Below are 11962 nucleotides of genomic sequence, written 5' to 3'. Positions count from 1 at the left end.
TACAATGGTTTTCGTGCAGATGAATTATAGTGACCTATTGCTTAAAACTATCGCCCGAATCGCCCCCGGCACCGAGCTCCGCGAGGGCCTGGAACGCATCATGCGTGGCCGTACGGGCGCACTCATCGTACTCGGATCCGACCGCACCGTATCCTCCCTGTCGTCGGGCGGTTTCAATATCGACACTGAGTTCTCGGCAACCCGCCTGCGCGAGCTGGCGAAGATGGATGGCGCTATCATCTGCGACCGCGACGCCACCCGCCTGTTGCACGCCGGCGTGCAGCTCATGCCGGACGCCTCCATTGAAACGAACGAGTCCGGCACCCGCCATCGCACCGCCGAGCGCACCGCAATTCAGACCGGTTTCCCGGTGATTTCGGTGAGTGCATCGATGTCCGTGATTTCGGTGTACGTTGACGGCACCCGCTACATGGTTGAGGACAGCCAGTACCTGATGGCTCGCGCAAACCAGGCGATTCAGACCCTTGAAAGCTACAAGAAGCGTCTGCGTTCGGTGCTCTCCAACCTGTCTGCCCAGGAGATTGAATCGAACGTTTCCCTGAGCGACGTGGCGATGACCCTGCAGCGCATGGAGATGGTGAACCGCATTATCCGCGAGGTCAGCCACTACGTGCTGGAGCTCGGCGTGCACGGCCGCCTGATTGCCCTGCAGCTGGAGGAGCTGCGCGCCCCCGAGATGACCGCCAGCGACCTGATTCTGCGCGACTACCTGCCCGAGGTGAACGACGAGCTGATTACCGCCGGCGTTGAGGCTCTGCAGAACCTGGACGATATGGACATCGTGGATCTGCGCACGATTGCCCGCACTGTCGGCTTTGGTGAGAACCCCGACCTGGAGCTACCCCTGCAGCCTCGCGGTTTCCGCCTGCTTGCCGGCATTCCGAGCATCCCGAACGCTATTTCTGAGCGTCTGGTGGAGCGCTTTGGTAGCCTGCAGGCTCTCATGGCGGCGTCCCTTGAGGACCTGCGCGCCGTGGACGGTGTGGGTGAGGCTCGTGCCCGCACGGTGCGTGAGCAGCTCTCCCGCATGGCGGAGAGCAGCCTGGAGAAATATCTCTAAGTCAGCGGCGCGTAATCCCCCCCCCCGGAGAATATTTTTGCGCTATGATGCAGTGACAGCGGAGTTTTCTCCGCACCTTGACACCCCAAGGAGGTCACAATGTCGTACTCACGAGCTAAGTATCCGTCGGCCAAGCACCCCGTCCCGTTCTTCGTGTGGGCGTCCCCCATTCTGTTCCTAATTTACCTGCCGCTGCTGTGGTTCAAGGTCATCCCCAATTCCTTTGAGGTGACCGACCTGTCCACCCTGCTTTTGGCGGCACTACAGTGGACCGCATTCGGAAGCCTGCTCGGGTACCTGGGTGAGCGCCGCTTCGCCAAGCCGCGCGCCTCCAAATAGCGCCACGCAATAGACCTATACAAAAAGCCCCCGCACCGGAGAATATCCAGCACGGGGGCTTTTCGCGCCCATTCACGGGCAAAAACTATGAAAGTTCAGACGTTGTGAACATCAGGTTGGTGAACTACTGAATCACAAAGTTCACCTGAGCCGAGCTCACACCATTCACCGTAGCGGTCGCCCAGTAAGAACCCTTCTGAGCGGTCGAAGCGGAAGAGCAACCCAGGACGTTGATCTTACGGTCCCACGCCAGGTCGGTTGCCGCCTCGGCACCTGCGGCTACCTCAGCCTTCTGAACGGCGGTCGCCGCGCACAGGCTGCGGGTGTACACCTGAGCCGCACCGGAGGTGATGTTCAGGTCCACGCCGGTGTTCGCACCCTCGCCGCCCACAGCGCAGGGGGTCTTCGAGGAGTTCGTGTAGGTCACGTGGAAGGACACCTGCTCACCGGCAGCGAAGGTACGCTTCGCGGGGGTGACGGTCACCTTCAGGTCGTTCGCGGTGCACGCCGCCGCGACAGCCGCAGTGGTCACGCTCGGAGTAGGTGCGGGAGCAGTCGGGGTCGCCGCGGGGGTGGTTGCCGCAGTGGGGGTCACGCTTGCGGTGGGTGCCGCAGAAGCGGTCACCGAAGGAGTTGCCGAAGCAGTAGCACTAGCCGACGCAGACGCGGTTGCAGAGGCAGTCGCGCTAGCGGACGGGGTAGCCGAAGCAGTTTCGGAGGGGCGAGCGCTGAAGCTCTGGAAGGGTGCACCGGAAGCCGTCGCAGTGGAGGCTACAGTGGCGTCCTTCTTGCCGTTAATCATGCCGACCATGGAGGTCACGCCGGCGACCAGCAGCAGAATGACAGCGAGCAGAGCAATGACCGCTACGATACGACGACGGCGGTACACTTCGGGAGGCAGAACGGGACCATTTTCAGACATACCCTTAAGGATACCGGGTTTAACCCTGAGAATCACAGTGAACCCCGTTCATGCGGTTTTGGGAATATATGCCCTGTGGCGTAGGCTTTTCGGATGACCTCAGAGCCCAAACGCACCGCACGCACACGCCCCGAACCCGCCCTACCCGAAGGCACCAACATCGAGGCACTCCACCACCGAATCAATGGATGGTTCCTCGACCAGGCACGCGATTTGCCGTGGCGTCGCGACGAGTGCACCCCCTGGGGTGTGATGGTCAGCGAGTTCATGCTGCAGCAGACCCCCGTCAAGCGCGTGCTGCCCGTGTGGGAGGAGTGGATGCGCCGCTGGCCCACCCCCGCCGACCTTGCCGCCGAGCCCGCCTCGGAGGCGGTGCGCGCCTGGGGCAGGTTGGGTTACCCGCGCCGCGCGCAGCGTCTGCACGGTGCCGCAGTGGCGATTGTGGAGCAGCACGGCGGTGAGGTTCCCGCCGACTACGAGGCGCTGCTGGCTCTGCCGGGCGTGGGTTCCTACACGGCGGCGGCGATTAGCGTGTTCGCGTTCGGTCTGCGCGCCACGGTCATTGATACGAACATCCGCCGCGTGCACGCGCGCGCTGTCTCCGGCAAGGCGCTACCCTCCCGCTCGTTGACCGCGGCTGAGACTCGCCTGGCGGAGGCGCTCATGCCCGCCGATACCCCCACCTCCTGCCTGTGGAATGCGGCGACCATGGAGCTCGGTGCGCTGGTCTGCACGGCGAAGTCCCCGAGCTGTCAGCTGTGCCCGGTGGAGGATCTGTGCGCCTGGGTTGCGGCAGGCAAGCCGGAGGCTGACTACACCCCCAAGGGTCAGAGCTGGCACGGCACGGACCGTCAGGTGCGCGGCGCGGTGATGGCGGTGCTGCGTGCGGCGCATGAGCCGGTGGAGCGCGACCTCATCCTGGGTGCGTCTTCGGGTGCAACTTCAGCTAGCGATACAACTTCGCCCGACCTGGCATTCCCAGCTGATGCACCCGCCGCGGTGCACCGCCCGCTCAAGGCGCTGTATGCGCTCTCCCCCGCCGCCGAGCAGCTGCAGCGCTGCTACGCGGGGCTGCTGGCGGACTCTCTCGCCCGCGAAGTCACGCAGGGCGATACTGTGCTCGTCTCACTCTAGTACCCGCCACAGAGAGGCTCCTAGAGCCTCCCAAAAGCATAGAAACGCCTGAGGGGCGGTACCGGATACTTCCGGTACCGCCCCTCATGCGTTTAGTGCACTAGAACCTAGCTACCTAGAGCTTATTTCAGAGCCTAGTCGTTGCCCTGACCCTCAGCGGCAGGTGCCTCAGCTGCGGGAGCCTCGGAAGACTCGCCCTCGTTCAGCTCCTGCACCGAGTCCAGAGCCAGCTCCTTCATCGGCTGCGAAGAGAAGACGAACTTCGCGGAGTCGCCCTCACCTTCAACGTCCACGGTGATCTTCTCACCGGGCTTGATGTCGCCGAAGAGGATCTTCTCAGACAGGGCGTCCTCAATGTTGCGCTGCATCTCGCGGCGCAGCGGACGAGCACCCATGGACGGGTCGTAACCCTTAGCCGCCATGAGAACCTTCGCAGCGTTGGTCAGCTCAATGGACATATCCTGCTCCGCCAGGCGCTTAGCCAGGCGACCCACGAAGAGGTCCACAATCTGCAGAATCTCAGACTCGGAGAGCTGCGGGAAGACGATAATGTCATCCACACGGTTGAGGAACTCGGGGCGGAAGTGCTCCTTGAGGTTCTCCATCACGCGTGCCTGCATACGCTCGTAGTCGGCTGCAGTGTCATCCATCGCCTGGAAACCAACCGGGATACGGCGGTTCACGTCACGCGAACCCAGGTTGGTGGTCATGATGATGACGGTGTTCTTGAAGTCCACCACGCGACCCTGCGAGTCGGTCAGGCGACCGTCTTCCAGAATCTGCAGCAGCGAGTTGAACAGGTCAGCGTGAGCCTTCTCAACCTCGTCGAACAGGACCACGGAGAAGGGCTTGCGGCGGACCTTCTCGGTCAGCTGGCCGCCCTCATCGTAGCCAACGTAGCCGGGAGGCGCACCGAACAGACGGGAGACGGTGTGCTTCTCCTGGTACTCGGACATATCCAGGGTGATGAGCGAATCCTCATCACCGAACAGGAATTCCGCCAGAGCCTTAGCAAGCTCGGTCTTACCCACACCGGTCGGACCGGCGAAGATGAACGAACCACCGGGACGGCGCGGGTCCTTCAGACCTGCGCGGGTACGGCGGATAGCGCGGGACAGTGCCGCAATAGCGTGCTCCTGACCGATAACGCGCTTGTGGAGCTCCTGCTCCATGGTCAGCAGGCGGCTGGACTCTTCCTCGGTGATCTTGTAGACGGGAACACCGGTGGAAGCGGCCAGAACCTCAGAAATAACCTCGGGGGTCACGGTGCCGAATGCGTCGCCGCCTTCGCGCCATGCCTTCTCGGCTTCTTCCTTCTCAGCCAGGACCTTCTGCTCCTGATCACGCAGGCCTGCGGCCTTCTCGTAATCCTGGGAGTTGATGGCGTCTTCCTTCTGCTGGCGCAGCTTGGCGGCCTTCTCGTCGAGCAGCTTGATTTCCGGGGGTGCGGTCATGCGCTTGATGCGCAGGCGTGCGCCCGCCTCGTCAATCAGGTCGACAGCCTTATCCGGCAGGAAGCGGTCAGAGATGTAGCGTGCCGCAAGGTTCACGGCAGTCTCGATAGCCTCGTCGGTAATGGTGACGCGGTGGTGTGCCTCGTACTTATCGCGCACGCCCTTGAGGATCTGCACGGCGAGCTCCTGAGAGGGCTCATCAACCTGAATCGGCTGGAAGCGGCGTTCCAGGGCGGCGTCCTTCTCAATGTGCTTGCGGTACTCGTCCAGGGTGGTTGCACCGATGGTCTGCAGTTCGCCTCGAGCCAGCATGGGCTTGAGGATGGAGGCAGCGTCAATTGCGCCCTCTGCGGCACCTGCACCAACGAGGGTGTGGATCTCGTCAATGAACAGGATGATGTCGCCGCGGGAGCGAATCTCCTTCAGAACCTTCTTCAGGCGCTCTTCGAAGTCACCGCGGTAGCGCGAACCTGCGACCAGGGAGCCCAGGTCCAGGGTGTACAGGTGCTTGTCCTTGAGGGTTTCGGGGACGTCACCGTGCACGATAGCCTGTGCCAGGCCCTCCACGACGGCGGTCTTACCGACACCGGGCTCACCAATCAGCACGGGGTTGTTCTTAGTACGGCGGGAGAGGACCTGCATGACGCGTTCCATCTCCTTGTGGCGGCCGATGACCGGGTCCAGCTCGCCCTCACGCGCTGCTGCGGTGAGGTTGCGGCCGAACTGATCCAGGATGGTCGAACCCGCGGGAGTGCCTTCGCGAGAGTTGCCTGCACCCACGCCGGCGGTTTCCTTTTCACCGGAGTTGTTGCCGGGGTAGCCGGAAATCAAGTCCATCACGGCCTGGCGCACGGCAGCGGGCTCAGCGCCCAGCTTGACCAGCACCTGGTTTGCCACGCCCTCGTTTGCACGAACCATGCCCAGCAGGATGTGTTCGGTGCCGATGTAGCCGTGGTTCAGCTGAATAGCCTCGCGCATGGACAGTTCGAGAACCTTCTTCGCGCGCGGGGTGAAGGGGATGTGGCCGTTAGGCGCCTGGGGGCCGGGGCCGACGATGTCCTGAACCTGTTCACGTACTGCGTTCAGGGTAACGCCCAATGATTCCAGGGCGCGGGCACCGATGCCTTCGCCCTCGTGAATCAGACCGAGCAGAAGGTGTTCGGTACCGATGTAGTTGTGGTTGAGCATGCGTGCCTCTTCCTGGGCAAGCACCACAACGCGCCGAGCTCGATCGGTAAAGCGTTCAAACATTTACGCACTCCTTGCATTTTCCTATTGATACAAGAGTACGTTGAGCGCGGCTGAAAGGGCGGGCTGATGGGCGTCTGTTCGCCATCAAGAGAACAGATGAGCTGTTCCGGGCGTTCTAGGGGCGGTTTAGGCGCGGTTTCGGGGCTTCTGGCGGGGCTCGGGGGCGGTTTTGAGGGGTCTAGCTCACGCAGGTGAGCCTACCTGAAGGTGGATGGGTGCCGCCAGGTCGGTGCTAGCTGTTTTTGTCGGTGCTGACTGCTTCTCCCGAGGCCAGCTGTTTTTGCCGGGGCTGGCTGTTTTTGCGGAGGCAGTCTGTGCAGAGTGTGCGCATATTGCCGTCGGATGTACCGCGGACAGGTGCTACAAGTGGGTTCCGAGGGTCTACGGTGCCGATACGAGGGTTTGCGGGAGGGGCGAACACACAAGAACCCACATAGACCAACACCTAAACCGCTTGTTTCCTGCACGTGCATGAATATATTGCAGAAATTTTTAAAAATTTATATGTTTAAGTGAGAAATTTCAATAATTCGCAAAAAATATTTGCCGGATAACGCGGCGCTTATTTTCCGGATAATTCCCGCATCATTTCGGCGCCCCATCAAGAGATAATCCGTAAGTTCTGAAAGCCCCACCGAAGATGCAGGGCTCCCAATTATTCGAAAATTTCAGTCAGTACATTCCAGCCCCTTCGATGGAATACCCAACGCAACGATCGCATGAATATCACAGTGCATATCCCCCGCTTTGAAGAGATTAATGCAACATTACCTTTAGTGTTCCTGCCAATGCATGAAACCTAAATGGGGAACCCGCACTCGACACCAGATTGCGCATCCGATTCCCCACTCTTCCTCCTAATAATTCAGAAGCGGGCATCAGCAAAGGATCAATATATTTTACATGTAAATAGTTAATTGGGGTGGGTGATATAAAAACACCCCACCACCCCCAGCAGATATGTAACGCATATCAAGAAATACCGGGGCAAAACTAAAGGCGGACGGTGATAACACCGTCCGCCCTAAGCGCTCGGAGGTTTAGAGCCTTGAAGAACCAACCCCTCCGGTTACGCGTAATAACTTAGAACTTTTAGTCCTGAGCCTTCATTGCTTCGTAGTATGCGTCCTGAACATCCTGGTGGATACGACCGCGGTCAGAAACCTTGTGGCCGTTAGCCTTAGCCCACTCGCGAATTGCTGCGGTCTCGGGGTTGCGCTTAACCGGAGCAGCGGTACCACGGGGGGCACGGGTGCGCTGGGTAGCGGTGCCCTGCACGCGGCGGGACTTCGCTACGAAGGGGCGGATAGCGTCACGCAGGCGAGCTGCGTTTGCGGAGGACAAATCGATTTCGTAGTGAGCGCCGTCCAGACCAAAACGGATAGTTTCGTCTGCGGGGCCGCCATCGAGATCGTCTTCAAGGATGATGCGAACCTTCTGTGCCATTGAGGCACCTCCTCATCTGTTGCATATATCCTGTGGAGTAAACTCAAAAGCCTCTATCGGGATTGAGAAAATAGTGTGCCGGATATATTTATGTACTAATTTTCTTTCATATAGTATCAGAAATATATTAAAGATTCCGAAAATATTCTGAGCTTTGAAACAATACGCCAATCATCCGCAGCGATATATCGCTTCTGTGCATCCCCGTTAAATCTGCACTCGCTACAAGAACATTAAAGTGAAGTTTAGAGTGCAAATACTTTGGATTCTTCCAGGCAGCAGACACAGCCCCCAGAGACAAAGACACCTAATAATGTACCCCGGCGTCCCCGACAATCTGAGTGAAATATAGCGCCCGCACGAGCCTGCACATTAGACCATTCGCACCATACATTTCAGCTCTATTCAAAAGCGAAATTCTGCTATCTCCCAACCCCTCATTATTTTCTATGTAACGCGTTCATGCATAAGAGCAGAAACCCCCGCCAGAGTGAATAGAGCAGCATAAATCAGCACCAGAATAGAGCAAAAAAGCACCTTAAAACGTCCCTGACCTGTGCAAACAAACAGAAAACTCCACCTCAGAAGCTATACACCGTGCAAAAGAGTGCACAGAAAACGGCGGGTGCCGCAGATACAACCGTATCCGCGGCACCCGCCGCATTAACACCCTCACAGGTGAAGGGGAAGCTTAGGCCTCCGGCTTCATCAGGGGGAAGAGAATAGTCTCACGAATACCGGGCTGACGCACCACAGTACCCGGACGCTCCGGATCCTGATCGCCCGCCAGCAACATAATCAGACGGTCAATGCCCAGACCCAGGCCACCCATCGGGGGTGCACCGTGCTCCAGGGCGCGCAGGAAGTCCTCATCCAGCTCCATCGCCTCATCGTCACCGGCAGCAGCCAGCAGCGACTGAGCGGTCAGGCGCTCACGCTGAATGACCGGGTCAATCAGCTCAGAGAACGCGGTACCGCGCTCCATACCGCCAATAATCAGGTCCCACGCCTCAATCAGGGGCTCACCGGAACGGTGCGGACGAGCCAGCGGCTGAGCGCTCGGCGGGTAATCGTACACGAAGGTCGGGTTCACCAGGGTCGGCTCAACAATCTCACCGAAGAGCTCGGTCACCAGCTTCTCAGCGTCCCACTTCGGGTCGATATCAACCTCGTGCTTCTCAGCGATTTCACGCAGAACGGATGCGTCAGTCTCGGGGGTGATCTCAACGCCCACAGCCTCGGACAAGCCCGGGTACACGCCAACCCACTTCCACTCACCAAACAGGTCAATGGTGCCGTTCTCAGTCTCAATACGCTCGGTACCGACAGCCTTCGCGCAGCTCTGGATAATCTCCTTCATGCGCTCAGCCATCACGAACTGATCAGCATAGGTCTCGTAGCACTCCAGGGTGGTGAACTCGGGGCTGTGGGTCGAGTCCACGCCCTCGTTACGGAACACGCGGCCAATCTCGTACACGCGGTCAATGCCACCAACCACTGCACGCTTGAGCGGCAGCTCAGTCGCAATACGCATGGTCATCGGCTGGTCAAAAGCGTTCAGGTGGGTACGGAACGGGCGAGCCGTCGCGCCACCGTGCACCAGCTGCAGAACGGGGGTCTCAACCTCAATGTAGCCGTGATCTTCCAGCACGCGGCGGACGGTGCGGGTAATCAGGGCGCGCTTCTTCACCAGCTCGCGAGCCTCCTCGCGAACCATCAGGTCCAGGTAACGCTGGCGAACGCGGGTTTCCTCGTTCAGGTCCTTGTGCAGAACCGGCATGGGGCGCAGCGCCTTCGACGCCATCTTCCAGTCGGTCACCATGATGGACAGCTCACCGCGGCGAGAAACAATCACGCGGCCGGTCACGAACACGTGGTCACCCAGATCAACCAGGGACTTCCACTCAGACAGGGACTCCTCGCCAACCTCAGCCAGCGACAGCATCGCCTGGATGCGCTTACCCTCGGTACCACCCTGCAGGGTCGCAAAGCACAGCTTACCGGTGTTACGGACGAACACCACGCGGCCACCAACATGCACCACACGGTCAGTCTCGTCGCCAGCCTTCAGCTCCTCAGCAGCCAGCTTCGGATCGTACTCGGCGCGCAAATCCTCAATGTGGTTGGGCTCCACGCGGTTACCCTCAGAATCCAGCAGACCCACCGGGTATGCCTCGCGACCCGACTCGATTAGCTTCGCACGCTTTTCCAGGCGAATCTGCATCTGCTCAGACATATCAGCAATCGCCGGTGCGGCAGTGTGCTCAGTGCTCACAGTGATACCTATCTGTGTAGTGTGTTGGGGACTCTTCTAAACGAACGAACGCTTAGCGCAGGTCCATGTTGTCAATCAGGCGGGTCGGGCCAACGAACGCAGCAACCAGTGCCAGCACTCGCTCCGACTCCTCAGTCGGCTCACCGAAAGTCATCGGGTCGACCAGCTCCAGGTAGTCAAGGCGTACACCCGGAGTGGAGTTGATACGCTCACGCGCACCGTCCAAATCAATCTCGTGGAAGCCACGGTTCAGCGAATTCTCACGCAACATAGCCAGGGTGCGGGACAGCACCAGGGCAGACTCGCGCTCCTCATCCGACAGGTAGCTATTACGCGAAGACAGCGCCAGGCCGTTATCTTCGCGAACAATCGCCACAGGGCGCATGGTCACGTCGTGGTTGAAATCGCGCACCATACGCTGAATCAGGATGTACTGCTGAGCGTCCTTCTGACCGAAGTACGCATTCACCGGGTGGTTACCGGCTGCGGGGCGAATAATGTTGAAGAACTTATTGACCACAGCCAGCACGCCATCAAAGTGGCCCGGACGGGTCGCACCCTCAAACTTGGTGCCCAGCTCGCCGCTCGAAATGCGGATGAGCGGGTCACCGTCGGGGTACATCTCTTCAACCTCGGGGGCAAAAATAATGTCAACACCGGCGGCACCAGCCAGGGCAGCGTCTGCCTCCAGGGTGCGCGGGTATGCTTCGTAATCCTCGCCGGGGCCAAACTGCAGCGGGTTCACGAAAATGGAGGCGACCACTACATCGTTCTGTTCAGCGGCGCGACGCAACAGGGTTGCGTGGCCGTCGTGCAGGGCGCCCATGGTGGGCACGTAGCCCAGGGATGCGTTCGTGTACTGAACTGCGGTGCCGTTCTGCTCCGCCTCCTGGCGGGCGGCCCGGTCCAGTTCTTCCTGCGCTGCGGCAAGGGATTCGGTGATTGCCGTGCGGAACTCCGCAATGGTGGTCACGACTCGGGGCATCGAAGTCTCAGTCATGACGAGAACTCCTTGTTTTCGGGGGCTGAATCATCAATATCGCCGGGGTGGTTGCGGTCCGAAGACTCACCCAGCAGATTCTCAATTCGTCCCAGTTGTTCATCGTTTAACAAACCTCTATTATGCGCTCTTTTTGCGGTTGCGTGTGCCAGAGCGGCATAAGAGTCTGTAATATCACCTGTTTTCTCATGCTCTGAGTACTCATTCAGAGCCTGAAGGTGAGCCTTTACGGTGCCTGCGTCTCCACGTGCCACGGGCCCGGTGAGAGCACCCTCACCGCTGGCGAGCGCATTGTCCACGGCGGCTCGCACGAGGGGGCCCATGTAGCGTGCCGGATCCTCAATACCGATGGAGGCGAGCATCTGCTGGGACTGACCCAGGATGGTCACGAGGTGGTTCGCGGCGTGCGCCAAGGCTACGTGGTAGAGCGCTCGGTCAGCCTCGGCAACGTGCACGGGTTCGCCGCCCATCTCCACCACGAGTGCCTGAGCAATCGGGATGAACGGTGCAGGCCCGGTCACTGCGAAGCAGGTGCCGTTCAGACGCTGCAGGTCCACGGACATGCCGGTAAACGTCATGGCGGGGTGAATCGCCAAACCGATAGCGCCCAGCGCGGTCGCCGGTGCGAGAACCTCGGTGCCGTGACGGCCGGAGGTGTGCACCAGAATCTGACCGGCGGTAATACTTCCCGAGGACGCCAGGTAGGTGACGAGGCCCGGCAGCTCATCATCGGGAACCGCAAGAATCAGCAATTCGCTACGCTCAGCAATCTGCTCCACCGGCAGCAGCGGCACATCGGGAAGCAGCATCGCGGCGCGCTCCTGAGAAGCCTCAGACACCGCGTGAACACCCACAATAGTGTGCTCGCAGGCGCGCAAAGCCGCACCGAGGACGGATCCGACCCTCCCGGCTGAAATAATTCCAATGCCCAAACGCGCAGGTTTTGAATGCTGTATCACGGCTTTAAGTATATTCTCCCTTTTACGCAGGCCCTGCCGTCGGTGTCACGAAGAACACTGACGGCAGGGCGCGATCTGCAGTTTTGCTGCCCGCTAACCCG

9 protein-coding genes are annotated in these 11962 nt (G+C 59.8%); 3 read left to right on the top strand and 6 right to left on the bottom strand.

Annotated elements, in window-relative coordinates; translation table 11 throughout:
• The first annotated feature begins 4 nt into the window (after positions 1–4).
• Together disA and HMPREF2845_RS00875 are read left to right on the top strand one after the other, a co-directional pair.
• The gene (disA, locus tag HMPREF2845_RS00880; protein WP_012902785.1) at positions 5–1081 is read left to right on the top strand and encodes a DNA integrity scanning diadenylate cyclase DisA; all 1077 of its coding nucleotides are present in this window, start codon (positions 5–7) and stop codon (positions 1079–1081) included.
• 99 nt (positions 1082–1180) lie between these two features.
• Positions 1181–1420, top strand: a complete 240-nt coding sequence (locus HMPREF2845_RS00875; protein ID WP_070633657.1) for a phosphoglycerol transferase — start codon at positions 1181–1183, stop codon at positions 1418–1420.
• Positions 1421–1544: 124 nt separating this feature from the next.
• Here the strand turns inward: HMPREF2845_RS00875 and HMPREF2845_RS00870 are convergent, their stop codons facing one another.
• Entirely contained in the window at positions 1545–2342 is a 798-nt protein-coding gene (locus HMPREF2845_RS00870; RefSeq protein WP_012902783.1) for a hypothetical protein, read from the bottom strand.
• 93 nt (positions 2343–2435) lie between these two features.
• Here HMPREF2845_RS00870 and HMPREF2845_RS00865 point away from each other — a divergent pair, with 93 nt between their 5' ends.
• Entirely contained in the window at positions 2436–3476 is a 1041-nt protein-coding gene (locus HMPREF2845_RS00865) for an HhH-GPD family protein (RefSeq protein WP_070633656.1), read from the top strand.
• Positions 3477–3610: 134 nt separating this feature from the next.
• On the opposite strand, the gene HMPREF2845_RS00860 is transcribed toward HMPREF2845_RS00865, so the two are convergent.
• The 5 genes from HMPREF2845_RS00860 to HMPREF2845_RS00840 all read right to left on the bottom strand — a co-directional run bounded on the left by HMPREF2845_RS00860 (position 3611) and on the right by HMPREF2845_RS00840 (position 11861).
• Positions 3611–6181 (bottom strand): ATP-dependent Clp protease ATP-binding subunit, encoded by a 2571-nt coding sequence (locus HMPREF2845_RS00860; protein ID WP_070633655.1) that lies wholly within the window; start codon positions 6179–6181, stop codon positions 3611–3613.
• Positions 6182–7273: 1092 nt separating this feature from the next.
• Entirely contained in the window at positions 7274–7627 is a 354-nt protein-coding gene (locus HMPREF2845_RS00855; protein ID WP_070604962.1) for a histone-like nucleoid-structuring protein Lsr2, read from the bottom strand.
• Positions 7628–8318: 691 nt separating this feature from the next.
• A complete protein-coding gene (gene lysS / locus HMPREF2845_RS00850) occupies positions 8319–9902 on the bottom strand; it encodes a lysine--tRNA ligase (protein WP_080974502.1) in 1584 nt (527 codons plus the stop codon).
• Positions 9903–9954: 52 nt separating this feature from the next.
• Complete coding sequence (gene panC, locus HMPREF2845_RS00845; protein ID WP_049360017.1) at positions 9955–10902, bottom strand: pantoate--beta-alanine ligase; 948 nt, start codon at positions 10900–10902, stop codon at positions 9955–9957.
• Positions 10899–11861: a Rossmann-like and DUF2520 domain-containing protein gene (locus HMPREF2845_RS00840; RefSeq protein WP_049360014.1), complete on the bottom strand. Its 963-nt coding sequence runs from the start codon at positions 11859–11861 to the stop codon at positions 10899–10901. The genes panC and HMPREF2845_RS00840 overlap by 4 nt, the downstream gene beginning before the upstream one ends.
• Positions 11862–11962 lie beyond the last annotated feature (101 nt).

The sequence above is a fragment of the Rothia sp. HMSC065B04 genome, from assembly GCF_001812285.1.
Lineage (GTDB): Bacteria > Actinomycetota > Actinomycetes > Actinomycetales > Micrococcaceae > Rothia > Rothia mucilaginosa.
The sequence above is the reverse complement of the archived record's forward strand: the minus strand, read 5'-3'. Positions and strand labels throughout refer to the sequence as shown.

Excerpts from the sequence above, each read along its gene's own strand:
- disA (WP_012902785.1), top strand. The coding sequence starts at position 5 with ATGGTTTTCGTGCAGATGAATTATAGTGACCTATTGCTTAAAACTATC.
- HMPREF2845_RS00875 (WP_070633657.1), top strand. The coding sequence starts at position 1,181 with ATGTCGTACTCACGAGCTAAGTATCCGTCGGCCAAGCACCCCGTCCCG.
- HMPREF2845_RS00870 (WP_012902783.1), bottom strand. The coding sequence starts at position 2,342 with ATGTCTGAAAATGGTCCCGTTCTGCCTCCCGAAGTGTACCGCCGTCGT.
- HMPREF2845_RS00865 (WP_070633656.1), top strand. The coding sequence starts at position 2,436 with ATGACCTCAGAGCCCAAACGCACCGCACGCACACGCCCCGAACCCGCC.
- HMPREF2845_RS00860 (WP_070633655.1), bottom strand. The coding sequence starts at position 6,181 with ATGTTTGAACGCTTTACCGATCGAGCTCGGCGCGTTGTGGTGCTTGCC.
- HMPREF2845_RS00855 (WP_070604962.1), bottom strand. The coding sequence starts at position 7,627 with ATGGCACAGAAGGTTCGCATCATCCTTGAAGACGATCTCGATGGCGGC.
- panC (WP_049360017.1), bottom strand. The coding sequence starts at position 10,902 with ATGACTGAGACTTCGATGCCCCGAGTCGTGACCACCATTGCGGAGTTC.